This window comes from Streptomyces monticola (assembly GCF_042665355.1).
GTDB classification, from domain to species: domain Bacteria; phylum Actinomycetota; class Actinomycetes; order Streptomycetales; family Streptomycetaceae; genus Streptomyces; species Streptomyces monticola.
Genome location: NZ_JBHTCF010000017.1, coordinates 142,280 through 168,128, shown reverse-complemented (window position 1 = coordinate 168,128; position 25,849 = coordinate 142,280). Strand labels below are relative to the sequence as shown.

Annotated in this window: 24 protein-coding genes; 15 read left to right on the top strand and 9 right to left on the bottom strand. The window is 70.8% G+C overall.

Annotated elements, in window-relative coordinates:
• Nucleotides 1-330 precede the first annotated feature (330 nt).
• From ACFQVC_RS31825 to ffh, 4 genes are all read left to right on the top strand, one after another.
• Entirely contained in the window at nt 331-1,701 is a 1,371-nt protein-coding gene (locus ACFQVC_RS31825) for an ammonium transporter (RefSeq protein ID WP_381837119.1), read from the top strand.
• Nucleotides 1,698-2,036, top strand: a complete 339-nt coding sequence (locus ACFQVC_RS31820) for a P-II family nitrogen regulator (protein WP_381837117.1) — start codon at nt 1,698-1,700, stop codon at nt 2,034-2,036. Before ACFQVC_RS31825 ends, ACFQVC_RS31820 begins: the two co-directional genes overlap by 4 nt.
• 24 nt (nt 2,037-2,060) lie before the next feature.
• Nucleotides 2,061-4,523 carry a [protein-PII] uridylyltransferase gene (locus ACFQVC_RS31815; RefSeq protein WP_381837115.1) on the top strand — a complete coding sequence of 821 codons (2,463 nt, stop codon included), beginning with the start codon at nt 2,061-2,063 and terminating at the stop codon, nt 4,521-4,523.
• Nucleotides 4,524-4,651: 128 nt separating this feature from the next.
• A complete protein-coding gene (ffh, locus tag ACFQVC_RS31810; RefSeq protein ID WP_381837113.1) occupies nt 4,652-6,202 on the top strand; it encodes a signal recognition particle protein in 1,551 nt (516 codons plus the stop codon).
• A gap of 75 nt (nt 6,203-6,277) precedes the next feature.
• Here the strand turns inward: ffh and ACFQVC_RS31805 are convergent, their stop codons facing one another.
• The 8 genes from ACFQVC_RS31805 to yhfZ form a co-directional block, all read right to left on the bottom strand.
• Nucleotides 6,278-7,531, bottom strand: coding sequence for a phosphopentomutase (locus ACFQVC_RS31805; protein WP_381837111.1), 1,254 nt, complete (start codon nt 7,529-7,531; stop codon nt 6,278-6,280).
• Nucleotides 7,528-8,706: an alanine racemase gene (locus tag ACFQVC_RS31800; protein ID WP_381837109.1), complete on the bottom strand. Its 1,179-nt coding sequence runs from the start codon at nt 8,704-8,706 to the stop codon at nt 7,528-7,530. The genes ACFQVC_RS31805 and ACFQVC_RS31800 overlap by 4 nt, the downstream gene beginning before the upstream one ends.
• A 2-nt stretch (nt 8,707-8,708) precedes the next feature.
• Nucleotides 8,709-9,878 (bottom strand): aminotransferase class V-fold PLP-dependent enzyme, encoded by a 1,170-nt coding sequence (locus tag ACFQVC_RS31795; RefSeq protein WP_381837198.1) that lies wholly within the window; start codon nt 9,876-9,878, stop codon nt 8,709-8,711.
• Nucleotides 9,879-9,978: 100 nt separating this feature from the next.
• Complete coding sequence (locus ACFQVC_RS31790) at nt 9,979-11,004, bottom strand: phosphotriesterase family protein (RefSeq protein ID WP_381837107.1); 1,026 nt, start codon at nt 11,002-11,004, stop codon at nt 9,979-9,981.
• A gap of 81 nt (nt 11,005-11,085) precedes the next feature.
• Nucleotides 11,086-12,426: a YhfT family protein gene (locus tag ACFQVC_RS31785; protein WP_381837196.1), complete on the bottom strand. Its 1,341-nt coding sequence runs from the start codon at nt 12,424-12,426 to the stop codon at nt 11,086-11,088.
• A gap of 108 nt (nt 12,427-12,534) precedes the next feature.
• A complete protein-coding gene (locus ACFQVC_RS31780; RefSeq protein WP_381837105.1) occupies nt 12,535-12,891 on the bottom strand; it encodes a DUF2620 domain-containing protein in 357 nt (118 codons plus the stop codon).
• Nucleotides 12,892-12,911: 20 nt separating this feature from the next.
• Entirely contained in the window at nt 12,912-13,286 is a 375-nt protein-coding gene (locus ACFQVC_RS31775; protein ID WP_381837103.1) for a PRD domain-containing protein, read from the bottom strand.
• 157 nt (nt 13,287-13,443) lie between these two features.
• Nucleotides 13,444-14,385: a GntR family transcriptional regulator YhfZ gene (yhfZ, locus tag ACFQVC_RS31770; RefSeq protein WP_381837101.1), complete on the bottom strand. Its 942-nt coding sequence runs from the start codon at nt 14,383-14,385 to the stop codon at nt 13,444-13,446.
• 113 nt (nt 14,386-14,498) lie between these two features.
• On the opposite strand from yhfZ, the gene ftsH reads away from it, so the two are divergent.
• Nucleotides 14,499-16,427: an ATP-dependent zinc metalloprotease FtsH gene (ftsH, locus tag ACFQVC_RS31765; protein ID WP_381837099.1), complete on the top strand. Its 1,929-nt coding sequence runs from the start codon at nt 14,499-14,501 to the stop codon at nt 16,425-16,427.
• Nucleotides 16,428-16,559: 132 nt separating this feature from the next.
• Here ftsH and ACFQVC_RS31760 read toward each other — a convergent pair whose 3' ends face one another.
• Nucleotides 16,560-17,429 carry an SAM-dependent methyltransferase gene (locus ACFQVC_RS31760; protein ID WP_381837097.1) on the bottom strand — a complete coding sequence of 290 codons (870 nt, stop codon included), beginning with the start codon at nt 17,427-17,429 and terminating at the stop codon, nt 16,560-16,562.
• Between the two features lie 270 nt (nt 17,430-17,699).
• Here ACFQVC_RS31760 and proS point away from each other — a divergent pair, with 270 nt between their 5' ends.
• The 10 genes from proS (at nt 17,700) to lepB (ACFQVC_RS31710) (ending at nt 25,842) form a co-directional block, all read left to right on the top strand.
• The gene (gene proS, locus ACFQVC_RS31755) at nt 17,700-19,109 is read left to right on the top strand and encodes a proline--tRNA ligase (RefSeq protein WP_381837095.1); all 1,410 of its coding nucleotides are present in this window, start codon (nt 17,700-17,702) and stop codon (nt 19,107-19,109) included.
• 314 nt (nt 19,110-19,423) lie between these two features.
• Complete coding sequence (locus ACFQVC_RS31750) at nt 19,424-20,020, top strand: hypothetical protein (protein ID WP_381837093.1); 597 nt, start codon at nt 19,424-19,426, stop codon at nt 20,018-20,020.
• Between the two features lie 200 nt (nt 20,021-20,220).
• Entirely contained in the window at nt 20,221-20,655 is a 435-nt protein-coding gene (gene rpsP, locus ACFQVC_RS31745) for a 30S ribosomal protein S16 (RefSeq protein WP_381837091.1), read from the top strand.
• A gap of 2 nt (nt 20,656-20,657) precedes the next feature.
• A complete protein-coding gene (locus ACFQVC_RS31740; protein WP_030361979.1) occupies nt 20,658-20,897 on the top strand; it encodes an RNA-binding protein in 240 nt (79 codons plus the stop codon).
• 82 nt (nt 20,898-20,979) lie between these two features.
• A complete protein-coding gene (gene rimM / locus ACFQVC_RS31735) occupies nt 20,980-21,630 on the top strand; it encodes a ribosome maturation factor RimM (RefSeq protein ID WP_381837088.1) in 651 nt (216 codons plus the stop codon).
• Nucleotides 21,630-22,463, top strand: coding sequence for a tRNA (guanosine(37)-N1)-methyltransferase TrmD (gene trmD / locus ACFQVC_RS31730; RefSeq protein WP_381837086.1), 834 nt, complete (start codon nt 21,630-21,632; stop codon nt 22,461-22,463). The genes rimM and trmD overlap by 1 nt, the downstream gene beginning before the upstream one ends.
• Nucleotides 22,464-22,595: 132 nt before the next feature.
• The gene (rplS, locus tag ACFQVC_RS31725; protein ID WP_381837084.1) at nt 22,596-22,946 is read left to right on the top strand and encodes a 50S ribosomal protein L19; all 351 of its coding nucleotides are present in this window, start codon (nt 22,596-22,598) and stop codon (nt 22,944-22,946) included.
• A 263-nt stretch (nt 22,947-23,209) separates the two neighbouring features.
• Nucleotides 23,210-23,920 carry a signal peptidase I gene (gene lepB, locus ACFQVC_RS31720; protein ID WP_381837082.1) on the top strand — a complete coding sequence of 237 codons (711 nt, stop codon included), beginning with the start codon at nt 23,210-23,212 and terminating at the stop codon, nt 23,918-23,920.
• Nucleotides 23,913-24,950 carry a signal peptidase I gene (gene lepB / locus ACFQVC_RS31715; protein WP_381837080.1) on the top strand — a complete coding sequence of 346 codons (1,038 nt, stop codon included), beginning with the start codon at nt 23,913-23,915 and terminating at the stop codon, nt 24,948-24,950. Before lepB (ACFQVC_RS31720) ends, lepB (ACFQVC_RS31715) begins: the two co-directional genes overlap by 8 nt.
• Nucleotides 24,898-25,842: a signal peptidase I gene (lepB, locus tag ACFQVC_RS31710; protein WP_381837078.1), complete on the top strand. Its 945-nt coding sequence runs from the start codon at nt 24,898-24,900 to the stop codon at nt 25,840-25,842. Before lepB (ACFQVC_RS31715) ends, lepB (ACFQVC_RS31710) begins: the two co-directional genes overlap by 53 nt.
• Nucleotides 25,843-25,849 lie beyond the last annotated feature (7 nt).

Sequence of the window (25,849 nt, the reverse complement as noted above, 5' to 3'; positions counted from 1 at the left end):
GAACTCCGGCCGCGGCCGGTCCATCCCTAACTGCCCGACTCGGCTCCCCCACGCCAGGTCAGCCGGATGGCCCGCCGCGGCCGGTTCACGTCCACCGCCCGCACCACAGGGCTCTTCAGCGCAGAGGATAGAAACCCCGCCCTCCGCGATCCGGCAGTTCATGTATGCGTAACACGCACGACCTCTTCGTCACTGCGGCGAAACATCGAGGGGCATCGACGGAAACCGCGCTGCGCCAATGTCGGGGCGCATAACCGGCCCACCCCTCATGACCGCTCAGGCTCCGCCCGCACGGGCCGCACGCGCCACCAAGACAAAGAGGAGACGCCGATGCCTCCAGGCATCACGCTTGCCGCAGAAGCCCCCGAGCTCTCTGCCGCCAACACCGGATTCATGCTCATCTGCTCCGCACTGGTGATGCTGATGACTCCGGGTCTGGCCTTCTTCTACGGAGGCATGGTCCGGGTCAAGTCCACCCTGAACATGCTGATGATGAGCTTCATCAGCCTCGGGATCGTCACGATCCTGTGGGTGCTCTACGGCTTCAGCGTCGCCTTCGGCACCGACAAGGGCTCCCTCATCGGCTGGGACTCCGACTTCGTCGGGCTCAGCGGCATCGGCAAGACGGAACTGTGGGGGACCTACACGATCCCCATCTATGTCTTCGCCGTCTTCCAGCTGATGTTCGCCATCATCACGCCCGCGCTGATCAGCGGTGCCCTCGCCGACCGCGTGAAGTTCACCGCCTGGGCGCTGTTCATCGCCCTGTGGGCCACGATCGTCTACTTCCCCGTCGCGCACTGGGTATGGGGCGAGGGCGGCTGGGCGTACGACCTCGGTGTCATCGACTTCGCCGGCGGCACCGCCGTGCACATCAACGCCGGTGCCGCGGCCCTCGGTGTGATCCTCGTGATCGGCAAGCGCGTCGGCTTCAAGAAGGACCCGATGCGGCCGCACTCGCTGCCGCTCGTGATGCTCGGCGCCGGCCTCCTGTGGTTCGGCTGGTTCGGCTTCAACGCCGGCTCCTGGCTCGGCAACGACGATGGCGTGGGCGCCGTGATGTTCGTCAACACCCAGGTCGCCACCGCCGCCGCGATGCTCGCCTGGCTCGCCTACGAGAAGATCCGGCACGGGGCGTTCACCACCCTCGGTGCCGCCTCCGGCGCGGTCGCCGGCCTCGTCGCCATCACCCCGGCCGGCGGCGCGGTCAGCCCGCTCGGCGCCATCGCCGTCGGCGCCATCGCCGGTGTGCTGTGTGCCATGGCCGTCGGCCTGAAGTTCAAGTTCGGCTACGACGACTCCCTCGACGTCGTCGGCGTGCACCTCGTCGGCGGAATCGTCGGCTCCCTGCTCGTCGGCTTCTTCGCCACCGGTGGCGTCCAGTCCGAGGTCAAGGGTCTGTTCTACGGCGGTGACGCCGCGCAGCTCGGCAAGCAGGCGGCCGGAGTCTTCGCGACCCTCGCGTACTCCCTGATCGTTTCTGCCATCCTCGCCCTCGTCATCGACAAGACGATCGGTATGCGAGTCCCCGAGGACGACGAGGTCACCGGCATCGACCAGGTCGAACACGCCGAGACGGCCTACGACTTCAGCGGAGCGGGCGGCGGCACGGCCCCGCGCACCGCGGCCGTGGGGCCGCCCGCCAGGGACGAGAAGCCGGCCGGGCCGCAAGCGGCGAAGAACAAGAAGGTGGACGCATGAAGCTCATCACGGCGGTTGTGAAGCCGCACCGCCTCGACGAGATCAAGGAGGCCCTGCAGGCCTTCGGAGTCCAGGGACTCACCGTCACGGAGGCCAGCGGCTACGGCCGTCAACGCGGCCACACCGAGGTCTACCGAGGGGCCGAATACACCGTCGACCTCGTGCCGAAGATCCGGATCGAGGTCCTGGTGGAGGACGATGACGCCGACCAGCTCATCGACGTCGTCGTCAAGGCCGCCCGCACCGGCAAGATCGGCGACGGCAAGGTCTGGAGCATCCCGGTCGACACGGCCGTCAGGGTGCGTACCGGCGAGCGCGGACCCGACGCGCTCTGAAATGCACAGGCAAGGAGCTGCTGGGTGACGAGCGTGGAAGTCAAGACCGAAGCGGAAGACTCCGGCCCCGGCGGTTACGCGGCGGCCCGGCTGCACCTCCTCCAAGGAGAGGCGCAGTCCGGGCCGCCGCGCCGTGCGGCCCTCGCCGAACTCACCGACGACTGGCTCGCGGGCCTCTTCAAGGCGGATGCGGCCGGGGTACGCGGAGCCGCACTCGTCGCCGTCGGTGGCTACGGCCGCGGCGAACTCTCCCCGCGCAGCGACCTCGACCTGCTCCTGCTGCACGACGGCAGCGCCGACGCCGCCGCCATCGCCGCCCTCGCCGACCGCATCTGGTACCCCGTGTGGGACCTGGGCCTAGCCCTCGACCACTCGGTGCGCACCCTGGGTGAGGCCCGGAAGACCGCGGGCGACGACCTCAAGGTGCAGCTCGGCCTCCTCGACGCCCGCCATATCGCGGGCGACCTCGGCCTCACCGCGTCCCTGCGCACCACCGTCCTCGCCGACTGGCGCAACCAGGCCCCCAAGCGACTGCCCCAGCTGCGCGAGCTGTGCGAGGAACGAGCCGCCCGCCAGGGCGAGTTGCAGTTCCTCCTCGAACCCGACCTGAAGGAAGCCCGCGGCGGCCTGCGCGACGCCACCGCCCTGCGCGCCGTCGCCGCGTCCTGGCTCGCCGACGCCCCGCGCGCCGGACTCGCCGACGCCCGCCGCCGCCTGCTCGACGTACGCGACGCACTCCACCTGGCCACCGGCCGCGCCACCGACCGGCTCGCCCTGCAGGAACAGGACCAAGTGGCCGCCGACCTCGGCCTGCTGGACTCCGACACCCTCCTTCGCCAGGTGTACGAGGCGGCCCGCACCATCTCGTACGCCAGCGACGTGACCTGGCGCGAAGTCGGCCGGGTCCTTCGCTCACGCGCCGTACGCCCCCGCCTGCGCGCCATGCTGGGCGGCGGCAAACCCGCGCCCGAGCGCACCCCGCTCGCCGAAGGGATCGTCGAGCAGGACGGCGAGGTCGTCCTCGCCCGCGCCGCCCGCCCCGACCGCGACCCCGTCCTGCCGCTGCGCGCCGCCGCCGCGGCGGCCCAGGCCGGACTTCCGCTCTCCCTGCACGCGGTACGCCGCCTCGCCGCCGTCGCCCGCCCGCTGCCCACACCGTGGCCGGCCGAGGCCCGTGAACAACTCGTCACCCTGCTCGGCGCCGGCCGCGCCACCGTCGAGGTGTGGGAGGCCCTGGAGGCCGAGGGGCTGATCACCCGGGTCCTGCCCGACTGGGAGCGGGTGCGCTGCCGGCCGCAGCGCAACCCCGTGCACACCTGGACCGTCGACCGCCATCTCGTCGAGACCGCCGTCCAGGCCGCCGAGCTGACCCGCCGCGTCAGCCGCCCCGACCTGCTGCTCGTCGCCGCGCTCCTGCACGACATCGGCAAGGGCTGGCCCGGCGACCACTCCGTGGCAGGCGAGACCATCGCCCGTGACGTGGCCGCGCGGATCGGCTTCGACCGTGACGATGTCGCCGTACTCGCCAGTCTCGTACGCCATCATCTGCTGCTCATCGAGACCGCCACCCGGCGTGACCTCGACGACCCGGCGACGGTGCGGGCCGTCGCCGAAGCCGTGGGCTCCGCCTCCACCCTGGAGCTCCTGCACGCCCTCACCGAGGCCGACGCCCTGGCCACCGGGCCCGCCGCCTGGTCCACGTGGCGGGCCTCGCTCGTCGCCGACCTGGTCAAGCGGGTCGGCGCCGTCCTGGCCGGCGGTCCGCCGCCCGTTCCGGCGGCCGCGCCCGCGACCGTCGAGCAGGAGCGGCTCGCCATCGAGGCCTACCGCACCGGCGGTCCCGTACTCGCCCTGCGCGCCCAGACCGAGGCGACCGAGCCCGGCGCCGAGGAACCCCTCGGCGTGGAGCTGCAGATCGCCGTGCCGGACCAGCCGGGTGTGCTGCCCGCCGTGGCCGGTGTGCTCGCCATGCACCGGCTCACGGTGCGGGCGGCGGAGCTCAGCGTCATGGAGCTGCCCGACGGGGTGTCCGCCGACGGTGCCACGGTTTCCGGTGGCTCCGTGCTGTTCCTCGACTGGCGGGTCGCCGCCGAGTTCGGCTCCCTTCCGCAGGCCGCCCGGCTCAGGTCCGATCTGGTGCGGGCGCTCGACGGCACCCTCGACATCCCGGGCCGCCTCGCCGAGCGCGAGGCGGCCTACCCGCGCAGGCGCGGGGCGCCCGCACCGCCGCCGCGCGTGACGGTGGCGCCCGCGGGCTCGCAGCTGGCCACGGTCATCGAAGTGCGGGCCCAGGATGCCCCCGGTCTGCTGCACCGCATCGGCCGGGCCCTGGAGGCGGCGGACGTACGGGTACGCAGCGCGCATGTGTCCACCTTGGGGGCGAATGCCGTTGATGCCTTCTATGTCACGGGACCCGAGGGGGCGCCGCTGCCGGGGGCCGACGCGGCGGCGGTGGCGCGGGGACTCGAGGAGGCTCTGCGGGGGTGAGCGGCCCCCGCTGACGCGGGGTTTCGGCCTCCGCCTGCGGATTCAGCGGGCGGGGGCTACATGTTCGGCAAGCCAGATACTCTTGAGGGCAGCCCAGACTGTTCCCAACGCCGAGGACCGACGCAGCCGTGTTCGATACCCTTTCCGATCGCCTCGCAGCCACCTTCAAATCCCTCCGGGGCAAGGGCCGGCTCTCCGAGGCGGACATCGACGCCACGGCACGGGAAATCCGTATCGCCCTGCTCGAAGCGGATGTCGCGCTTCCGGTCGTGCGGGCCTTCATCAAGCAGGTCAAGGAGCGAGCCCTCGGAGCGGAAGTCTCCCAGGCGCTCAACCCGGCGCAGCAGGTCATCAAGATCGTCAACGAAGAGCTGGTCGGCATCCTCGGCGGCGAGACCCGCCGCCTGCGCTTCGCCAAGAACCCGCCGACCGTGATCATGCTCGCGGGTCTGCAGGGTGCCGGTAAGACCACGCTTGCCGGAAAGCTCGGTCTGTGGCTCAAGAGCCAGGGCCACTCGCCGCTGCTCGTCGCGTGTGACCTGCAGCGCCCCAACGCCGTGAACCAGCTGAGTGTCGTCGCCGAGCGCGCCGGCGTCTCGATCTACGCGCCGGAGCCGGGCAACGGCGTCGGTGACCCGGTCAAGGTCGCCAAGGACTCCATCGAGTTCGCCAAGCAGAAGGTGCACGACGTCGTCATCGTCGACACCGCGGGCCGCCTCGGTATCGACCAGGAGCTGATGCAGCAGGCCGCGGACATCCGCGACGCCGTAAGCCCCGACGAGGTCCTCTTCGTCGTCGACGCGATGATCGGCCAGGACGCGGTGAACACCGCGGAGGCCTTCCGTGACGGCGTCGGCTTCGACGGTGTGGTCCTGTCGAAGCTCGACGGTGACGCCCGCGGTGGTGCGGCGCTCTCCATCGCCCATGTCACCGGCAAGCAGATCATGTTCGCCTCCAACGGCGAGAAGCTGGACGACTTCGACGCGTTCCACCCGGACCGCATGGCGTCCCGCATTCTCGGCATGGGCGACATGCTCACGCTGATCGAGAAGGCCGAGCAGACCTTCAGCCAGGCCGAGGCCGAGAAGATGGCGGCCAAGCTCCAGAAGGGCCCCAAGGAGTTCACGCTCGATGACTTCCTGGCCCAGATGGAGCAGGTCAGGAAGATGGGCTCCATCTCCAAGCTGCTCGGCATGATGCCGGGCATGGGCCAGATGAAGGACCAGATCAACAACCTCGACGAGCGTGACGTCGACCGTACGGCCGCCATCATCAAGTCGATGACCCCGGTCGAGCGCGCCGAGCCGACGATCATCAACGGCTCGCGTCGCGCCCGTATCGCCCGTGGTTCCGGTGTCGACGTCAGTGCCGTGAAGAACCTCGTGGAGCGGTTCTTCGAGGCGCGCAAGATGATGTCGAAGATGGCGCAGGGCGGCGGCATGCCCGGGATGCCGGGCATGCCCGGCATGGGCGGCGGCGCCGGCCGGCAGAAGAAGAAGCAGAAGCAGGCCAAGGGCAAGCAGCGTTCCGGTAACCCCATGAAGCGCAAGCAGCAGGAGCAGGACGCTGTGGCGCGGCGCGAGCAGGCTCAGCAGGAGGGCGGGGCGTTCGGCCTTCCGGCCGGCGGGAAGGACCAGAACTTCGAACTGCCCGACGAGTTCAAGAAGTTCATGGGCTAGGTTCCGCGGCCCTCGGGGCTTTCGGTTGTACGGGCTGGGGCCCGGGTCACCTGCTGGTGGCCCGGGCCTTCGCTCTCAGCGCCGGACGGGGCTCTGAGCGTGGGACGGCACGGCTCTGATCAGGGTGCCGTTGGCGAGTTCCGCCGGGTCGAGGCCGAGGGACGCCGCTGCCGCGGCTCCGACATCCGCCAACGAGTCCGCGTCCGGGAGGAGTTCGAGGCCGGGCGCCTCGGGGCGGTGGATGAGGACCGGGACGTATTCGCGGGTGTGGCAGGCGTGGCCGATGGTCGGGTCGTTGCCGTGGTCGCCGGTGACGATGAGGCGGTCGCCGGGGGAGCCGAGGGTCTCGATGAGCTGCGCCAGGCCCGCGTCGACCTGCTCCAGGACCTCCGCGTAGCGCCGTACGTCCTGCTGGTGGCCGGCCAGGTCCGTCTCCTGGACGTTGGCCACGACCAGGCCGCGGGGAGCGCGCGCCGCGGCCAGCGTGTGGGCCAGTACCTCCGCCGTGGCCACCGCGGGGCGGCGCAGAGCCGTGTCGCACTCCAGGATGTCCGCGGCCTTGCCGACCAGGGTGACCGGCACTCCGGCCCGCGCGGCGAGCGACGGCAGCTGCCGGTGGTGGTCCAACTCGGCGCCCAGGTGTTGCACTTGGAGCCCACCGCCCGTGTAGAAGCCGCTCGCCGGGGTGTCGAGGCCGACCGTGCCCGCGTCGCCTTCGCGTACGTACGACGACAGCGGGGCCTCGGCATGGCCGCCGACCGCGATCACCCGGGCGACCGGAGCGACCGCGCGGACCGTGCGGGCCACGGACAGGATGCGGTCGAAGGAGAAGTCCTCCAGGCGGCCCGAAGCGTTCCAGTTGATACCCGGGTCGGCCTCCAGGTTGTCGTGCACCAGGAGGGCGCCGTCGACCGCCAACAGGGGCCGGGAGCCCAGGAGTTCGACGGTGTGACCGGCCCGGCGAAGAGCGCGCGTGACGTCGTCCAGGTGCTCCGCGAGCCGCGCCACGGTCACTTTGCTGAAGTCGGCGCCCATCATCGTCTGGTGGCCCGCGAAGGTGTCCGCGCCCGGGTAGCCGAGCGCGGCCCGGCCCACGGCCACCGGGAGGCGGGTGGTGCGGGCGAGGTCCGGGTGCGGGTGCACGAGGCCGAGGCCGAGGGCGCCGAGGGCCGGCAGACGCAGCGGCCGGCCGTAGCCGTCCAGGGTGTGCCCGCAGGTGTCGGCCGCGAGGTCGCCGGGACGCAGGGTGCCCGCGTCCGGCATGGCGCCGATGCCGAATCCGTCGATGACGACGATGACGGTCGTGGGTCCGGTGCTTGCCCTGGTCATGCGTGCACCTCTGGCTGCGGGCGGCCGAGCGCGTCGTAGAGCCCGACCAGGCGTGGCGCACCCCGCGAGAGTCCGGCGACGACCGCCACGGTGCTGCGCGTGACGAAGATCTGGGTGCGGAAGGCCAGGACGGCCGGGTCGCCCGCCCGTACTCCTTCGCCCTTGGCGGGCGCGGCGAGCAGCCGGTAGTAGTCGATGTTCTCCGCCGGGGCGTCCTGGACGGCGAGGCGGGTGCCGGTGCGGGGGAGCAGCGCCTGCTTGATGCCGGCGCGCGGGTAGAAACCGCCGCCGAACAGGGCCGGGCGGCCGTCGGCCAGTGTGTGGGCGACCTCGGATACGTAGACGTAGGCGGGCCGCTCCGGCTGGGTGGGGTCGACGGCGTGCAGCGGGGTCGTGCCGGTCAGGGCGTGGCCCGGCTCGCCGTGGGTCGCGCCCAGGGCGGCGAGGAGCGGGAGGGTGGCCATGGAGGTGGCGCTCGGGGCGCTGAGCTTGAGGTTCCGGTGGCCGCGTGCCGTCAGCAACTCGCGTGCCTTCAGGGCGAGTTCGAAGTTCGGTGTGGGGTGCGGCGTGCCCGTGGCCGGGTCGCAGAGTACGCACGGGAAGGCGGTCACTCCGGCGATCCGTACCCCGGCGAGCTGCTCGGTCCGTTCGGCGAACGCGTCCAGACGGTCGAGCGGTACGCCGCCCTCCTGGCCCGGGTACACCGAGCCGTCCGCGCCCTCCAGGCGGATCAACACATCCTGCACGACGCCGAGTTCGCGGGCGGCTTCGGATACCGCGCGGGCGTTGTCCAGGTCGAAGACGGTCACGGTCTCGGGGCGCCGGGCCAGCATCCGGGGCAGGTCGCGGCGCGCGAGCTGCACGAGGTGGCCGAGGTTGCCCGCCCGGGCGCCGGAGGCGTGCAGTACGCGGGCCTCGGGCGGGTCGATGGCGGCGTACTTCGGGATGTGCCGGGCGATCGCCCTGATCAGCTCGGGGTTGCGGCCGAACTGTTTGGCCACGAACCAGAGGGTGAGGCCGAGGCGTTCGGCCTCGGCGGCGAGGAGCGCGGCGTTGGCCTCGACGGTGTCGAGGTCGAGGACGTAGGTGTCCGGGGGGATCTCGCCGGAGCGGTGCAGCGCGGTGGCCGCCTCGACCAGTGCGGGATTGCGGGTGAGCAGGGTGTCCAGGAACACGGTCAGTCCTCGCGGTGGTGCGGGTGGCGCGGCTCGGGTGCCTCTACTGCCTGTTCTGGCTGTTCTGCCTCTACTGGCTCGGCAGCGTCGGTCAGTTCCGCCAAGGAGCGGCGCAGGATGTCGAGGACGAGATCGGCTCCCGCCCGCATGGGGTTGATGCGTACGGTCCAGTCGGCGAGCCCTGGGGCGTCGTCCAGGGACGAGCTGGACATGCGGTAGAAGAGCGGGGCCACTTCGTAGCGGGAGTTGGAGCCCACCGGGTAGGGCGCGGCTCCGTGCCGGGCCGCGACTGCGGGCAGCTCACGGGCGACGGGGGAGTCGAGGCGTACGAGGAGACAGCGGTCCTGCGCGTTGGCGATCCGCACCTCGGCGACCCCGGGTACCTCGCCGGCCGCGAGCCGTTCGGCGACCTCGGCGCCGACCTGTGACTGCACCGACCACATCACCGGGACGTGGGTGAGGGCGCGCAGTGCGTCGAGTGCCTGGTGGCCCTGTACCTGGCCGCCGCCCGAGTAGTTGTCGCGCCGTACCTTCCCGACCAGGTCAGGGGTGCCGGCGACGACACCCACGCCCTCGGGGCCGTGCAGTTTGAACAGGGAGAAGCAGGAGGCGTCGGCGCCGAGTTCCACTCCGCAGGCGGGCACGCGCAGGACGGCGTAGTTGTCGTCGACGACCGTGCGCACCCCGGCGGCGCGGCAGGCCGCGATGACCTCGCCGGGGTCGTAGGAGTCGGCCAGGCGCTGGCGGGTGTGCTGGATGTACGCCCAGGAGAACCTGCCGGTGGCGAGGGCCTCGTGGAGCGCTGCGGAGTCGTTGAAGTCGACTTCGGCGGTCTCGAAGCCGAGGCCGCGCAGGGTGACTTGGGTGGTGCGGTAGACCGGCGCCTTGTGGATGAGCAGCGGGCCGTCCGCGTGAGTGAGGGCGGCGCGGATGGCGCCGGTGCCCGCGCCCTGCACGAGTGCGGCGCCCTCAGCACCCAGGAAGTCCGCCAAAACCGCCTCCACGCGCGCGGTGGTGCGCGGACGGCCCAGCTCCGGTACGACTCCCGCGTCGGCCTCGAAGAGCTGCTGGCCCTCGAAGTGCCCTGCCGTGCACTCCAGGAGGCGGAACTGCCGGGCGATGGCGTCCTGGAGGGGGACGGTGGGCAGAGGGAAGGTCTCGGGGAGCTTCATGCCGGGGCCGGGGCCGGGGCCGGGGCCGGGGCCGGGGCCGGAGTTGGAGCCGGGGCCCGGGCCGGGGGCGAGGTCGGGGGGTGTGCGGTCGCGGTCCATTTCACGCCTCTTCCGTCGTACGGCCGGTCAGGAACCGCACCGGGTTGCGCCGGGTCATCAGGTCGATCAGGTCCTCGTCCACGCCCGCGGCCCGCGCCTCTTTCAGGAAGGAGCGGAACAGATGCCCGTACCCCTGGCCGCCCTCCGACTCCAGATAGCCGTGGCGTGAGATGTCGCAACTGAGCAGGGCCCGGTCGGCGTACCCGGCCTCGATCAGGCCGACCAGGAGGCGCAGGCGCGTGGTGTCGCTCTGGTAGCTGTCCTTGCCGACGGTGTCGAAGGCGACGTACGCCCCCGAAGCCGCGAGCTCCCGGTGCACGGACGGGTCGTCCAGCAGGTCCTGGTGGCCGATGGCGATGCGGTGCGGGGCCAGGCCCGCGCCCGTCAGGAGGTCGAGCTGTGCGAGTCCGCCGCGTCCGAGCTGGGCGTGGGTGGACACGGAGAGGCCGGTGGTGACCGCGGCGCGTGCGGCGGCGAGCAGGGAGCGGGTCTCCGGTTCGCTCGGGGTGTCGCCGTGGCTGCCGACCTCGCCGATGACGCCGGGGCGGATACCGCTCGTGCCGATGCCGCCGTTGATCTCCCGGATCAGGGTGCCGGCGAGGCGCTCCACGCTCGCGTCGCCGATCTCCTCGGGGTGGAACGGCTCGTAGTACCAGCCGGTCGCGGCGATCACCGCGACGCCGGACGCCGCGGAGATCCGGGCCAGGGCCGCGGCGTCGCGTCCCATGCCTCGGCAGGTCAGCTCGACGACGAGAGCGAGCCCGAACTCCTCGCGCAGCGCGGTCAGCTCGCGGGTGATCTGCGGTCCGTGCGCCGCCGGGTCGAGCACGGCGGCGCGGTCACGGTCACGGGTGCGGGTGCGGGTGCGGGTGCGGTCACCGTCAAGGTCACGGTCGCCGTCGAGCTCACGGTGACCGGTGCGGTCGAGGTCGAGGGCGAGGTGCTCATGGGCGAGCACCGGGCCCCGGATGCCGGTGGGGGAGAGGGGGCCGAGGACGGTCCGCAGGGGGTGCGGGGGGTGGTTCATGACTGTGCTGCCTTACGCGTTCGCTGTGTCGCCGTATCGGCCCTGGAGTCGAGGAGCCGTATCGGCCCGGGAGCCGCCGGATCAGCTCTTGACCGGGGTGAACAGGTCGAGCCAGTACAGGAGGTTGAGGATGACGCCGCCGACGATCACCGCGGTGGGGGCCGCGGCCATCCGCACGATGGGGCGTCCCGTCGCCTCGTTGAGGAGGTAGAGGCCGCCGCAGACGAGGATGCCGAGTCCGCCGCCCATCTGGTTGGCGGCCATCAGCGAGCCGAAGAGGATCGCGAGTCCGAGCGCTTCGCCGATCGCGCTGCGCAGATGCTCCGATGAGTCGCGCACGCTGGGCAGCCGGCCGAGGACCTTGCCGATGTAGGAGAGCGCGAGCACCTCGACGGCGAAGACCGCCGCGCCCGCGAGCAGCGCGACGAACGGGTTCGGCATCAGGTAGCCGATCGGGTACGCCAGCGTGAACCCCGCGATGCCGTACGCGCCGGAGGCCAGAGCCGTCGTCGCGATCAGCGGGACGAAGCCGAACACCCGGTAGAAGTCGACCTGTGCGGCCTCCGCGTACTGCCCCTTGGCGATGAGGAAGCTGGTGGCCTCACCGCCGCCGAATATCTTCATCTGCGCGAGGACGCAGATGCCGGCGCCGAGCACCATGAACAGCGGCAGATACCGGCGTAGGCGGGCCGCGCTCGCACTGAACAGCGAGGCCATCGGGTCGTCGGCGCCCTCGGGCAGCTCGTGCGGGACACCGGCCGCCTTGTCGGCCCTGCGCTGCTTGAGGTCCTTGTCGACCGCGAAGCCGATCAGCATCAGCACACCCACCGCCATGGCGAGGGCACCGGCGAACATATTCGGCCAGAGCCTCATCGTCAGGACGACGAGGGCGAGTTCGACGACGCCGACGATGCCACCGCGAAGGCGCCCGAACTGCTTGGTCACCGCGAGCACCGGGAACACCGTGAACAGGAACAGGATCGGCGTCGACATCTGCTGCATCGCGGTCAGGAAGTCGACCGGCAGTTCGTGCGCCAGCTCGTTGGCCCCGCCGAGCCCGAACACCACGACCGCGCCCCAGCCCGCGCCGAGCAGCGGTGCCAGCCACTTCTTCGGCGCGAGGATGCCGAGGATGTCGGTGGGCAGGAACAGCAGCCAAGGGTTGAGCACCCCGGAGGTCAGGGCCATCGGGGCGCCGAGGCCGAAGATGAAACCCGCCGACAGGCCGAAGGACACCGCGGTCGTCGCGTTGCGGGTGGTGCGGCCCTGGATGAAGTCGAGCATGAAGGGGCGTACGCCGTCGTTGAATACGGCGAGTGCCATGTGCGAGATGAACGCGGTCAGGGCGCACAGGGCGATGACGGTCAGCTTCTGCGTCAGCGAGAAGTCGAGTCCGTCGCCGGCTGCGAGGGCGCTGCCCATGGCGGGGGCGGTGGCGGTGCTCACGGGGTCACTCCTTCGTGCCCGAGGGGGAGTTCGGCCTCAGCTGCGGCGTGTGCCTCAGCTGCGTGTGCCTCAGCCGCGTGTGCCTCAGCCGCGTGCGGCGATGGCGCGGGCGAGGAGCGGGGCGATGGCGTCGATCTGGTCCATGGAGAAGCCGAAGACCTTCTTGCCGTCGGCGAGCAGGGCGTCGACTTCGTCCGCGGCCGGCACGCTGCGGCCGAAGGTGTGGCAGGCGGGCTGCCCCATCAGGCCGACCAGGACGCCGAGGGAGGCGCCGGCGCCGGTGTGGCAGGTGCCGAGGAAGTAGTCGGCCTGTCCGGCACGCAGCTTCATCGCGGCGTCCATGTCGCTGGAGACGGTGACCTCGACGCCGTCGAGGCCGAGCTGCTTGACGGTCTCGGCGACCTCGACCTTGCCGACGCCGCCGGTGAGGATCTTTGCCATGGTGATGGGTCCCTTCGGATTCAGTGGGTGGACCGCTGGGTGAGCACGGCCAGGTGCATCCCCAGGAAGTTGACTTCGGACTCGGGCAGCGCCGCGCCGAGCGCCTCCTGTGCGCGTACGGAGACGGCGCGGGCGCGCTCCACGGCCTCGGGGTGCCCGGACAGCTCGGCGGCGACCTGCTCGTCGGTGAGGAACTGCTCGATCGGCTCGCCGTTCACCAGGCGGGTGAGCGCCATCATCAGATGGCTGGTGAGCATGCCCGCGCTCTCCTCGGTGACGGTGCGGCCCTCGGCGTCGAGCGCCGCCAGCTCCGCGGCCACGAAGTCGGCCACCTCGGGCCGGACTTGGCCGCTGTCACGGAACAGCTGGATGCGGAGCGCGAGCTGGTCGTCCATGGTTTTCCTTTCCGCGCTTCGGTCTGAGGTCCAGGCGGTTCAGACAGTAACCAGGATTCTGGTTTCTCTTGAGGGGCCTGGGTCCCGTCGTTATGGGGCCCTTAGGAGGCGCCTTTCGTGCGAGGGGATCCGCTCCCCGGTACTAGGGATCCGCTCCCTAGTACGAAGGAATCCGCTCCCCACACAGCACCTCCGACTGCAGCGTGGTCACCGCCGACAGATCGAGCCGGTCGCGGACGGCGGCCAGGGCCCTGGCACCCTCGGCCCTGCCGACGATGGCCGCGCTGGAGTTGCGCAGGGACAGCTCCCGCGTCACTTCGTCGCCGAGCGGCAGTACGTCCGCCACTTCCTCGCCGAGCCGGTCCTGCACCTCGTCCAGATTCCATACGGTCACATCCGCCTCGCCCCGCGCGAACAGATCGCGCAGCTGCATGTACGAGGCCTCGACCCACTCGATGTCGTCGCGCCCGGCGAAGGCCCGCTCGGCCAGCAGCGACTGGTCCTCGGAGCTGTGGTCGACGGCGACCTTGAGGCCGGGGGAGTCGAGGCGCGCGCCGCGTCGCAGCAGCAGCCCGTGCGCGCCGACGTAGGTGGCGGGCCCGAGGTCGGCGACCAGTTCGAGTTCGTGCTGCTTCATCAGCCGGTCGGCGGCGAAGCGGGACAGGACGACCAGGTCGACCTTGCCTTCGAGCAGTGCGCCGACCCGTGCGGTCGAACCGCGCATGAACGTGATCGCGAAGGGTGCCCCGGCCTCCTCGAAGGCCCCGCGCAGGCCGGTGGCCAGGCCCTCGTAGCGGCGTGAGTAGGGCAGCGGCATCGCGGCGAGCAGGGTGCCGAGGCCGGAAAGACGCCACAGTATGGAGCGGTCCGAGCGGACCAGGAACGTGCCGAGATGGCCGCGGGCCTGGGTGGTGATGGCGCCGGACGCCTCCAGGAGCTGGAGTGCGGCCTGCACGGTGCCGTTGCCCACCCGCAGCTCCTCGGCGAAGTCGCGCAGCCGGGGCAGCCGGGTGTCCTGCTCGTGGTGGAGCAGCAGCACCGCCAGCTGCCGGGCGGTCAGTCCGTTGCGCGTGAGGAAACGCTCGTCGAAGCCGGTCACGGACGCGACAGTAACCAGGATCCTGGATATTGACAATGGGCCGACGGTCTCAAGGGGATCCAGGTGGCGGACTCGAAATGCCCGATTAGTTCGATCCGCCAATAATGGCGAGCGTGACCAGCCCCGTGCCGCCCCGTGACCGCACCGACCAGCCGTGGCGCTCCGAGGGCGCGCCTCCGCCGCCGCCCCCGAAGAAGAAGCTGAACTGGCGCAGCCTGATCTGGACCGCGCTGCTCGTCTACCTCATCACCAATCTGCTGCTGTCCTTCTTCGGCGACGAGGCGCCCGCGAAGGTCTCGTACACGGAGTTCAGCAAGCAGGTCAACGCGGGCAACGTCTCCAAGATCTACTCCAAGGGCGACCAGATCCAGGGCGATCTGAAGAAGGCCGCGGACATCCCGGACGGCGACGGGGACAAGAAGGGCACCTACGACGAGTTCACCACCCAGCGGCCGAGCTTCGCCGACGACAAGCTCTGGGACGAACTGACCAAGCAGAACGTCACGGTCACCGCCGAGCCGGTCTACAAGGAGCCGAGCCTCCTCACCAACCTCCTCCTCTCCCTCCTCCCCATCCTGCTCCTGGTCGCCCTGTGGGTGTTCATGGCCCGCAGGATGGCCGCCGGCATGGGCGGCGCGGGCGGCGGCATGCTCGGCAAGAAGCAGCCGCCCAAGCCCGTCGAGCTGGAAGCCGGCAAGCGCACCACCTTCGCGGACGTCGCCGGCATCGACGAGGTCGAGGGCGAGCTGAACGACGTCGTCGACTTCCTCAAGAACCCCGACAGCTACCGCAAGATGGGCGCCAAGATGCCCGGCGGCGTGCTCCTCGCGGGCCCGCCCGGCACCGGTAAGACCCTGCTCGCGCGGGCGGTTGCGGGCGAGGCCGGGGTGCCGTTCTTCTCCGCCTCCGCGTCCGAGTTCATCGAGATGATCGTCGGCGTCGGCGCCTCACGCGTACGCGAACTCTTCGCCGAAGCCCGCAAGGTGGCCCCCGCGATCATCTTCATCGACGAGATCGACACCATCGGCCGGGCCCGCGGCGGCGGCTCCGGCATGGGCGGCCACGACGAGCGCGAGCAGACCCTCAACCAGATCCTCACCGAGATGGACGGCTTCACCGGCTCCGAGGGCGTCGTCGTCCTCGCCGCCACCAACCGCGCCGACATCCTCGACCCCGCCCTGACCCGGCCGGGACGCTTCGACCGCACCGTCACCGTCAGCCCGCCCGACCGCAAGGGCCGCGAGGCCATCCTCAGGATCCACACCCGGGAGATCCCGCTCGCCGGAGATGTCGACCTCGCCCAGGTCGCCCGTACGACACCGGGCATGACCGGCGCCGAACTCGCCAACCTGGCCAACGAGGCGGCCCTGCTCGCGGTCAAGCGCCAGCAGTCCGAAGTCACGCAGTCCGACCTCTCCGACGCCCTGGAGAAGGTCCAACTCGGGGCCGAGCGGCCCCTGGTGATGCCCGAGGAGGAACGCCGCCGCACGGCCTACCACGAGTCGGGGCACGCCCTGCTCGGCATGCTGCAGCCGGGCGCCGACCCGGTCCGCAAGATCACCATCGTGCCGCGCGGCCGTGCGCTCGGCGTCACCCTCTCCACGCCGGACGCCGACAAGTACGCCTACACGGAGGAGTATCTGCGCGGCCGCATCATCGGCGCGCTCGGCGGCATGGCGGCCGAGCAGGTCGTCTTCGACGTCATCACCACCGGCGCCGAGAACGACCTGGAACAGGTCACCAACATCGTCCGCGGCATGGTCGGCCGCTGGGGCATGAGCGAACGCGTGGGCCGCCTCTCCGCCCTGCCCAACGACGCCCAGCAGGCCTACGGACTCGCCGCCGCCCCCGAGACCCTCGACGCCATCGACGGCGAAATGCGCCGCATCGTCGACGAGTGCTACGACAGCGCCTGCCGCCAACTCCGCGAGAACCGCGGCAAGCTGGACGCACTCGCCGAGGCCCTGCTCGCCAACGAGACCCTCGAAGAGGCGGAGGCGTACCGGGCCGCGGGCATCACACGGCTCACCAAGACGGACTAGGCGCAGAGCGGGCGGGACGGTCGGCCGGCCCCTGCGCCGTACGCGGAACGCCTACTTCGCACGCGGAACGCTTACTTCGTACGACGCGGACCCCTCCTTCGTACGCGGACCCCTCCTTCGTACGAGGAGCGCCTACGTCGTACGCGCGATGAAGTACCGGAACACATTGGCCATCCACACGGTCCCGTCCCGGCGCAGATGCGGATGGAGCGCCTCCGTCAGCTCCTTCTCCACCTGCGCGTGATCGGTCGCCTCGACCGCCGCCTCGAACAGCCCCGTCGACAGCAGTCCGCGCACCGCGCTGCGCATGGTCGCGTACCCGAAGGGGCACGCCACCCGCCCTGAGCCGTCCGGCTTGAGGCCGGCCCGCTGCGCCACGTCCTCCAGGTCGTCCCGGAGCGCGGGGCGCCAACTGCCGCCGCCACGAAGGGGATCCGCGAGCCGCGTCGCCACCCTGAGGACCGCCGACGTGGTGCAGCGCTCCGGCGGGCCCCACCCGGCGAGCACCACCGGGGTGCCGCGCTCGGCGAGCGGGGCGGCCGCTTCCAGGGTGGCGGCAAGACCTTCGGAGTCGCCCGCCATGCAGCCGATCGGATGGAAGGCGGTCACCAGGTTGTATGCCGGAAGGGCCGGGTCCGCCGCGTCCCCGGGGGTGCCCTTCACAAGACGGGTGGCGTCGCCCCGGCAGTCCGTGCCCCAGGGGCCGTCCGGAGTCAGACGCTCACGGGCCAGCGCGAGGCGTTCGTGTGCCGCCGGCTCCACGCCGGTGACGGCCGCGCCGCGGGACGCCGCTATGAGCAGGGCGAGCCCGGAGCCGCAGCCCAGGCCGAGCAGCCGGGTGTGCGCGCCCACTTCGAGCCGCTCGTAGACGGCCTCATAGAGAGGCACGAGCATCCGCTCCTGGATCTCCGCCCAGTCACGCGCGCGTGCACACGCTTCCGTGTCGCGGGGCGTCGCCGTACCCGGGTGCGGAAGGTGCTGCTGCACGAGCGTAGGTGTCATGGAATGCGCCCCAATCGCCGAGAGGTTCCAGGGTGCCGAGAGAAACGGCTGTGGTGTGTTTCTACGGTTCGTCCGCCCCCGTGCGGTGCGCTCGTACTCCCCCCGTATGCCAGGGAACTCCGCATCCGTCTCCGCGTCCAGAGCCTGTGGGGTAATGCTTGCGTGCCCCCGCCGTGCGCCCCCCGGAGGCGCCGGTGCCGCCCCCGGCCCTGACCCGCGGCGGCCTGGAGAACTCCCGTCCGGAGCAGGCCGCGCCGTACCATGCGCGCCATGGCAAAGGCTCCCGTTCTCACGCCCCGGGCGGACGATTTCCCCCGCTGGTACCAGGACCTGATCAGCAAGGCCGAACTGGCCGACAACGGCCCGGTGCGCGGCACCATGGTCATCCGACCGTACGGCTACGGCCTGTGGGAGCGGATGCAGCAGGAGATGGACGCCCGCATCAAGGAAGCCGGCGCCCAGAACGCCTACTTCCCGCTGTTCATCCCGCAGTCGTACCTGACGAAGGAAGCCGAGCACGTCGAGGGCTTCGCGCCCGAGCTCGCCGTCGTCACGCACGGCGGCGGCAAGGAGCTGGAAGAGCCCGTCGTCGTCCGCCCCACTTCAGAGACGATCATCAACGACTACTTCGCGAAGTGGGTGCAGAGCTACCGCGACCTGCCCCTGCTCATCAACCAGTGGGCCAATGTGGTCCGCTGGGAGATGCGCCCCCGCCTGTTCCTGCGCACCAGCGAGTTCCTCTGGCAGGAGGGCCACACCGCGCACGCCACACAGGAGGACGCCCGGGACTACGCCGCGCACATCCACAAGAACGTGTACGCGGAGTTCATGGAGAACGTCCTCGCCATGGATGTCGTCCTCGGCCGCAAGACCCCCAAGGAGCGCTTCGCCGGCGCCGTCAACACCCTCACCCTTGAGGGCATGATGGGCGACGGCAAGGCCCTGCAGATGGGCACGAGCCACGAGCTGGGCCAGAACTTCGCGAAGGCCTTCGGCACCCAGTACCTGTCCAAGGACGGCAAGCAGGAGTACGTCTGGCAGACGTCCTGGGGCTCCACGACCCGCATGGTCGGCGCCCTGGTGATGATGCACGGCGACGACAACGGCCTCAGGGTCCCGCCGCGCCTCGCGCACACCCAGGTCGTCGTCATGGCGATCAAGGGCGACGAGGCGGTCGCCAAGGTCCGCGAAGTCGGCGCCGTACTGAAAGCGGCCGGACTGCGCGTCCACATCGACGACCGCGTGGACACCCCCTTCGGGCGCCGTGCCGTCGACTGGGAACTCAAGGGCGTCCCCGCGCGCGTGGAGATCGGCCTGCGCGACCTGGAGAACGGCACCGCGATGCTGGCCCGCCGTATCCCCGGTGGCAAGGAGCCGGTCGCCCTCGACGCCCTCGCCGAACTGCTGCCCAAGGCCCTGGAGGACGACCAGGCGCAGCTCCTGCGCGAGTCCCGCGAACGCCGCATCGCGCGCACCAGGGACGTGTCCACCCCGGAAGAGGCCGTCGAGGCGGCGGCCACCGGCTGGGCGCGCATCCCGTGGGCGGCCCTCGGCCCCGAGGGCGAGGCGAAGCTGGCCGAGCAGTCGGTGACCGTACGGTGTCTGGTCGCCGAGGACGGGTCGGTGCCCGAGGCGGACGACGCTCCCGGTACCGTCGCCATCGTGGCGCGCGCGTACTGAGCGGTCCCACCGGGCGGCCCCACCGGGCCGCTCCCGCCGACGTGAAGAGCGTAAAGAGTCCTAAAGGTCTCTTGCGCACCTGCTGACAACTGCCGCCCCGGCGTGTGGACTTGGTCTACGCGCCGGAGCGCACGCACTCATCACGGGGGCGTACGCGGTACTACGTACCACCTTGGTGTGAGCTGTGAGCCTTCTCCGCAGATCAGCGCACCCGCCCTCGTCAGGACGCATCAGCGGCAACTGACTGGTACGTGCAAATTATTTGGGATGCCCCGTAATAGGAACACCGAGGGCCCCCGGCTCGTTGTCACGACGTGAGCACGACACCACCTGTTCTCGCCGCAGAGCTGGCGCAGGCGTGGGCCGACATTCAGCGGCACCACTCCGAGCTGCCGGACCTTGCCGCGCCCGAGTCCCTGATCGGAGAGTCCTCGTCCGCCTGCGGCGCCGAGCTCTCCTTCGAGCGACTGCTGCACGAGGCAGTCCACGGCATCGCCGCCGCCCGCGGCGTCCGCGACACCTCACGCGCAGGCCGCTACCACAACCGCCGCTTCCTGGCGATCGCCGAGGAGCTGGGCCTTGACCATCCCGAGGAGCCACATCCCAGCAGCGGCTTCTCGCTGGTCACCCTGAACCCGGAGGCCAGGAAGCGCTATCGCCCGACGATCGAGAGACTCCAGCGCGCCGTCAAGGCGCACTCCGCCGCGACCTCGGAGGACACCGCCCGCAGCTTCCGCGGCCCGGCCGCCCGGCACGGCTCGTCCGGCGGCGGCGTCCGCGTCAAGGCCGTCTGCGACTGCGGCCGCAATGTCCGCGTGGTGCCCTCGGTCCTCGCCCAGGCACCCATCATGTGCGGCGGCTGCGGCAAGCCCTTCCGTATCCCGGAGGCCGTCGTGGCCGCCGCGAGCTGAGCCAGGAGCCCCTGGTGGGGCGGCCACCGCCCGCGGTCGGCCGCCCCGGCGTCTTATGGCACAATGGCTAGCTGTACTCGACAGCCGCACAGGACCCCTCTCTCCTCCGGCTGACGCGTCCATCGGGCACTCCGAGTACCGCAACCCCACGTGGCATCCCGTTGTGCCCAACCACGTCAAGACCAGGAGACACCACTCCAGTGGCAGTCAAGATCAAGCTGAAGCGTCTGGGCAAGATCCGCGCGCCTCACTACCGCATCGTCGTCGCCGACTCCCGTACCCGCCGTGACGGCCGGGCCATCGAGGAGATCGGTCTGTACCACCCGGTGCAGAACCCCTCGCGCATCGAGGTCAACGCCGAGCGCGTGGCGTACTGGCTCTCCGTCGGCGCGCAGCCGACCGAGCCCGTCATGGCCATCCTCAAGAAGACCGGCGACTGGCAGAAGCACAAGGGCGAGCCCGCCCCGGCGCCGCTGCTCCAGCCGGAGCCGAAGGCGGCCCGTCCGACCTTCGACGCCGTGAGCACCGAGGACGAGCCCAAGGGCGAGGCCATCACGCAGAAGGCGAAGAAGGCCGACAAGAAGGCGGACGAGGCCCCGGCCGAGTCCACCGCCTCTGAGTCGACCGAGGCCTGAGCATGCTCGAGGAGGCTCTCGAGCACCTCGTGAAGGGCATCGTCGACAACCCCGACGACGTGCAGGTCGCATCCCGCAACCTGCGCCGCGGGCGCGTCCTCGAGGTCCGGGTCCACCCCGACGACCTCGGCAAGGTGATCGGCCGTAACGGCCGCACCGCGCGTGCCCTGCGCACCGTCGTGGGTGCCATCGGTGGCCGTGGCGTCCGCGTCGACCTCGTCGACGTCGACCAGGTCCACTGAGCACAACGCAGCACCGGCACGGGCCGGGGAGGGCCTTCGGGTCCGCCCCGGCCCGTCGTCGTACGACAGGAGAGAACAGCAAGTGCAGCTCGTAGTCGCACGCATCGGCCGCGCCCACGGCATCAAGGGCGAGGTGACCGTCGAGGTACGCACCGACGAACCGGAGCTGCGCCTCGCGCCCGGTGCCGTCCTGGCCACCGACCCCGCGGGCACGGGACCGCTCACCATCGCCACCGGCCGGGTGCACAGCGGCCGTCTCCTGCTGCGCTTCGAGGGGGTACGCGACCGCACCGCCGCCGAGGCCCTGCGCAACACCCTCCTCATCGCCGACGTCGACCCCGGGGAACTCCCCGAGGACCCCGACGAGTACTACGACCACCAGCTCATGGACCTGGACGTCGTGACCGTCGACGGCGAGGAGGTCGGCCGGATCACGGAGATCTCCCACCTCGCCTCGCAGGACCTCTTCATCGTCGAGCGGACCGACGGCACCGAGGTGATGATCCCCTTCGTCGAGGAGATCGTCACCGAGATCGACCTGGACGAGCAGCGCGCGGTCATCGACCCGCCGCCCGGCCTCATCGACGACCGCGCGGAGATCGCGTCCGCGCGGGACGCGGAGAACGCCGAGAACGCCGAGAACGCGGACGCGGGGGATGCCGGGGACACAGCGGAGGCGGGGGCCGCCCCAAAGGCCTCGAAGGCCTCGAAGGCCCCGAAGGAAGAGTCCTGATGCGGCTCGACGTCGTCACGATCTTCCCCGAGTACCTCGAGCCCCTGAACGTCTCCCTCGTGGGCAAGGCGCGCGCCCGCGGACAGCTCGACGTCCACGTGCACGACCTGCGGCACTGGACGTACGACCGGCACAACACCGTCGACGACACCCCCTACGGCGGCGGCCCCGGCATGGTCATGAAGACCGAGCCCTGGGGCGAGGCCGTCGACGCGCTGCTCGCCGACGGCTACGAGGCGGGCAGGGGCGGCCCGGTCATGGTCGTCCCCACCCCCAGCGGCCGGCCCTTCACCCAGGAACTCGCCGTAGAGCTCTCCTCCCGGCCGTGGCTGGTCTTCACCCCGGCCCGCTACGAGGGCATCGACCGCCGCGTCATCGACGAGTACGCCACCAGGATGCCGGTCTACGAGGTGTCCATCGGCGACTACGTCCTGGCCGGCGGCGAGGCCGCGGTCCTGGTGATCACCGAGGCCGTGGCCCGGCTCCTGCCCGGTGTCCTCGGCAACGCGGAATCCCACCGCGACGACTCCTTCGCGCCCGGCGCCATGGCCAACCTCCTCGAAGGACCCGTCCACACCAAGCCGCCCACCTGGCGCGGCCGTGACATCCCCGAGGTCCTTGTCAGCGGCCACCACGGCAAGATCGCCCGCTGGCGCAGGGACGAGGCGCTCAAGCGCACCACCGCCAACAGGCCCGACCTGATTGAGCGTTGTGAACCCACGGCCTTCGACAAGAAGGACCGCGAGATGCTCTCCATCCTCGGCTGGGAACCGGACCCCGAGCCGGAGCGCAGCGGACGATTTTGGCGCAGGGCCGAGGCCGTGGAAGAATAGACAGCTGTTGTACGTCCAGCGCGGCGCCCCTGCCACAGGGGGAGACGACGTCCCGCCCGACGCGGCAGCACCCCGAAACTCATCACGATATTCCGCTGATGACCTGTGGCATCAGCGAGGAAGCAGACGATCATGGCTCACCTGCTCGACTCCGTCGACTCCGCTTCGCTGCGCAGCGACGTCCCGGCCTTCCGCCCGGGCGACACGGTCAACGTCCACGTGCGCGTCATCGAGGGCAACCGCTCCCGTGTGCAGCAGTTCAAGGGCGTAGTCATCCGCCGCCAGGGCGCCGGTGTCCGCGAGACCTTCACGGTCCGCAAGGTCTCGTTCTCCGTCGGCGTCGAGCGCACCTTCCCGGTGCACACCCCGATCGTCGAGAAGATCGAGCTCGTCACCAAGGGTGACGTCCGCCGCGCCAAGCTGTACTACCTGCGCGAGCTGCGCGGCAAGGCCGCGAAGATCAAGGAGAAGCGCGAGAACTGATCTCGCGCCAGGACCCAGGACCCCTACGGGTCCTCGGATCCAGGTCCCACGGGGCGGCCGGATAGGCTCTGACCCCGATGGACACCGAAGCAGCACAGCACGCGGAGCGCGACCGCTCCTTCGAACCCCGGGACACCGAGGGGGAGGAGGAAGGGTCGCGCTCTTCGTGTACGCCGGACCGGTCCGCCGATACGCCGGACTCATGCGGCGGGCCGTCGCCGGAAGCGTCCACCGGGCCGGCGTCGGACGCACCCGCCGGGCTGATGCCGGAGCCGGAACCATCCGCCGGGCCGGCGCCGCACGGCTCCGCCGCCGCTGTGCCGGACGAATCCGCTGCTGCTGTGCCGGACGACTCCGCCGCCCCGCGGCCGCCGTTGACGCCCTCTGCGCGACGCTGGCGCCGGGCCGGTGTGACCGGTGTGCTGTGCCTGGTCTTCCTGCTCCTCGTCAGCACCTTCGTGATGCAGCCCTTCCTGATCCCCAGCAGCTCGATGGAGCCCACGCTCACGGCCGGAGACAGGGTGCTGGTGAACAAGTTGGCGTACCGTTTCGGTTCCGAGCCCCGGCGCGGCGATGTCGTCGTGTTCGACGGCAGCGGCTACTTCGGCGACTCCGACTACATCAAGCGTGTGGTGGGCGTCGGCGGTGACCGGGTGGTCTGCTGCGGCAAGCAGGGGAGGGTCGAGGTGAACGGGGAGCCGGTGGACGAGGCGTATCTGTATCCGGGGGATGTCCCGTCGACGGTGCCGTTCGACGTCGTGGTGCCCGAGGGGACCCTGTTCGTCCTCGGCGACCACCGCAGCGACTCCAGTGACTCCCGCGATCACCTGGGCTCACCGGGAGGCGGCATGGTGCCCCTCGACACCGTGGTGGGCCGGGCCGACCTGATCGGTCTGCCCCTCGACCGCTCCGGCTCCATCGACCGCCCCGACGCCTTCGCCGGGGTGCCGAGGCCGGACGGTGCTCATGGGTAGCCGTGGCAAGCCGCGGTCGAGCCACCGCCACGACACCCGCCTGCCCACCGGAACCCGGCCCACCAGCGGCCCGGCGCGCCCCGGACGGGCCGAGCGGCGCAAACTGGCCCGCAAGGTCAAACGCCGCAGAAGGCGCTCCGCGATCAAGGAGATACCCCTCCTCATAGGTGTCGCCGTCCTCATCGCGCTCGTCCTGAAGACCTTCCTCGTCCAGGCCTTCGTGATCCCCTCGGGCTCCATGGAGCAGACCATCCGCATCGGGGACCGGGTGCTCGTCGACAAGCTCACCCCCTGGTTCGGCGCCGAACCACAGCGCGGTGACGTCGTCGTGTTCAAGGACCCCGGCGGCTGGCTGCGAGCCGAGCAGCAGCCCACGAAGAAGGACGACCCCATCGGCGTCAAGCAGGCCAAGGAAGCACTGACCTTCATCGGCCTGCTCCCCTCCGACGACGAGCAGGACCTCATCAAACGCGTCGTCGCGGTCGGCGGCGACCGCGTGAAGTGCTGCGACAAGGACGGCAAGGTCACCGTCAACGGCGTCGCCGTCACCGAGCCGTATCTGCACCCCGACGACCTCGACAAGCCCTCAAACAGGACTTTCGACGTCAAGGTGCCCGAAGGCCGGCTGTTCGTGATGGGCGACCACCGCTCCGACTCCGCCGACTCCCGCTTCCATATCGACTCGGCCTTCAAGGGCACCGTCTCCCAGGACCAGGTCGTCGGCACCGCCAAGGTCATAGCGTGGCCCGTCGGGCACTGGCGCACACTGGAAGAACGAGCGACCTACGCCTCCGTACCGGATGCGACGGACGCGCCCGGCGGGTCGGACACCGCTCTGGGCACGTCGCATAGGGTGGCACCCGAGGATTTGAACGTGAAAGTCCCCCTCCCGAGCCCTGCGGAACTCCCGCTCGTTATGGGAGTGGTAGGCCTGCATCGCGCACGGGGCAGGCAGCGGCACAGAACGAGGAGTGGATGTGGGGGATTTGGCCGTCGGCGCACGATCCGGACACGACGAACCCGAGGATGAACGCGACGTGATCAGCGGCGGCTCCGCCGGCACCGACGGCACCGCGATGCCGGGCCCCGCATCCGACGAGGAGCCCGGCGGCCGCACCGGCAAGAACCCGGGCAAGCACCGTTCGTTCTGGAAGGAGCTCCCGCTCCTCATCGGTATCGCGCTGCTGCTCGCGCTGCTCATCAAGACGTTCCTCGTGCAGGCGTTCTCGATCCCCTCGGACTCGATGCAGAACACCCTGCAGCAGGGCGACCGGGTCCTCGTGGACAAGCTCACGCCCTGGTTCGGCTCCGAGCCCGAGCGCGGTGAGGTCGTCGTCTTCAACGACCCGGGCAACTGGCTGCGCGGCGAGCCCACCCCCACTCCCAACGCGGTGCAGAAGGCCCTCAGCTTCATCGGCCTGATGCCGTCCGCCGAGGAGAAGGACCTCATCAAGCGGGTCGTCGGCGTCGCGGGCGACACCGTCGAGTGCAACGGCACAGGACCCCTCAAGGTCAACGGCCACGCGCTCAACGAGAAGGAGTACGTCACCCGCGGCACCCCCTGCAGCGACGACGACCAGGGCGGCCAGTTCAAGGTCACCGTGCCCGACGGCAAGATCTGGGTCATGGGCGACAACCGCCAGAACTCCCTGGACTCCCGCTACCACCAGCAGGACCCGGGCGGCGGCTTCGTGCCCGTCGACAACGTCGTGGGACGTGCCTTCGTGAAGGCCTGGCCCATCGACCGCTGGGGCACGCTGCCCGTCCCCGACACCTTCGACCAGCCCGGCATCAACGCCGCCGCGCCGCTCTCCGCCGACACCAGGGCGGCCGTCGCACCGGGTGCCCTGGTGCTCGCGAGCGTGGTGCCGGTCGTACTGTGGCGCAAGCGAAGGGTTTCTGGCGGAGGTACCGCCGGGTAGGGTGCCG

Bases quoted from the DNA above. Each gene is read 5' to 3' on its own strand.
- lepB (WP_381837080.1), top strand. From the start codon at position 23,913: ATGGGTAGCCGTGGCAAGCCGCGGTCGAGCCACCGCCACGACACCCGC.
- ACFQVC_RS31805 (WP_381837111.1), bottom strand. From the start codon at position 7,531: ATGACCAGGGCAAGCACCGGACCCACGACCGTCATCGTCGTCATCGAC.
- ACFQVC_RS31740 (WP_030361979.1), top strand. From the start codon at position 20,658: ATGCTCGAGGAGGCTCTCGAGCACCTCGTGAAGGGCATCGTCGACAAC.
- ACFQVC_RS31825 (WP_381837119.1), top strand. From the start codon at position 331: ATGCCTCCAGGCATCACGCTTGCCGCAGAAGCCCCCGAGCTCTCTGCC.
- lepB (WP_381837082.1), top strand. From the start codon at position 23,210: ATGCCGGAGCCGGAACCATCCGCCGGGCCGGCGCCGCACGGCTCCGCC.
- proS (WP_381837095.1), top strand. From the start codon at position 17,700: ATGGCAAAGGCTCCCGTTCTCACGCCCCGGGCGGACGATTTCCCCCGC.
- ACFQVC_RS31780 (WP_381837105.1), bottom strand. From the start codon at position 12,891: ATGGCAAAGATCCTCACCGGCGGCGTCGGCAAGGTCGAGGTCGCCGAG.
- trmD (WP_381837086.1), top strand. From the start codon at position 21,630: ATGCGGCTCGACGTCGTCACGATCTTCCCCGAGTACCTCGAGCCCCTG.
- ACFQVC_RS31775 (WP_381837103.1), bottom strand. From the start codon at position 13,286: ATGGACGACCAGCTCGCGCTCCGCATCCAGCTGTTCCGTGACAGCGGC.
- ACFQVC_RS31820 (WP_381837117.1), top strand. From the start codon at position 1,698: ATGAAGCTCATCACGGCGGTTGTGAAGCCGCACCGCCTCGACGAGATC.
- ACFQVC_RS31785 (WP_381837196.1), bottom strand. From the start codon at position 12,426: ATGGGCAGCGCCCTCGCAGCCGGCGACGGACTCGACTTCTCGCTGACG.
- rplS (WP_381837084.1), top strand. From the start codon at position 22,596: ATGGCTCACCTGCTCGACTCCGTCGACTCCGCTTCGCTGCGCAGCGAC.
- ACFQVC_RS31790 (WP_381837107.1), bottom strand. From the start codon at position 11,004: ATGAACCACCCCCCGCACCCCCTGCGGACCGTCCTCGGCCCCCTCTCC.
- ACFQVC_RS31795 (WP_381837198.1), bottom strand. From the start codon at position 9,878: ATGAAGCTCCCCGAGACCTTCCCTCTGCCCACCGTCCCCCTCCAGGAC.
- ACFQVC_RS31760 (WP_381837097.1), bottom strand. From the start codon at position 17,429: ATGACACCTACGCTCGTGCAGCAGCACCTTCCGCACCCGGGTACGGCG.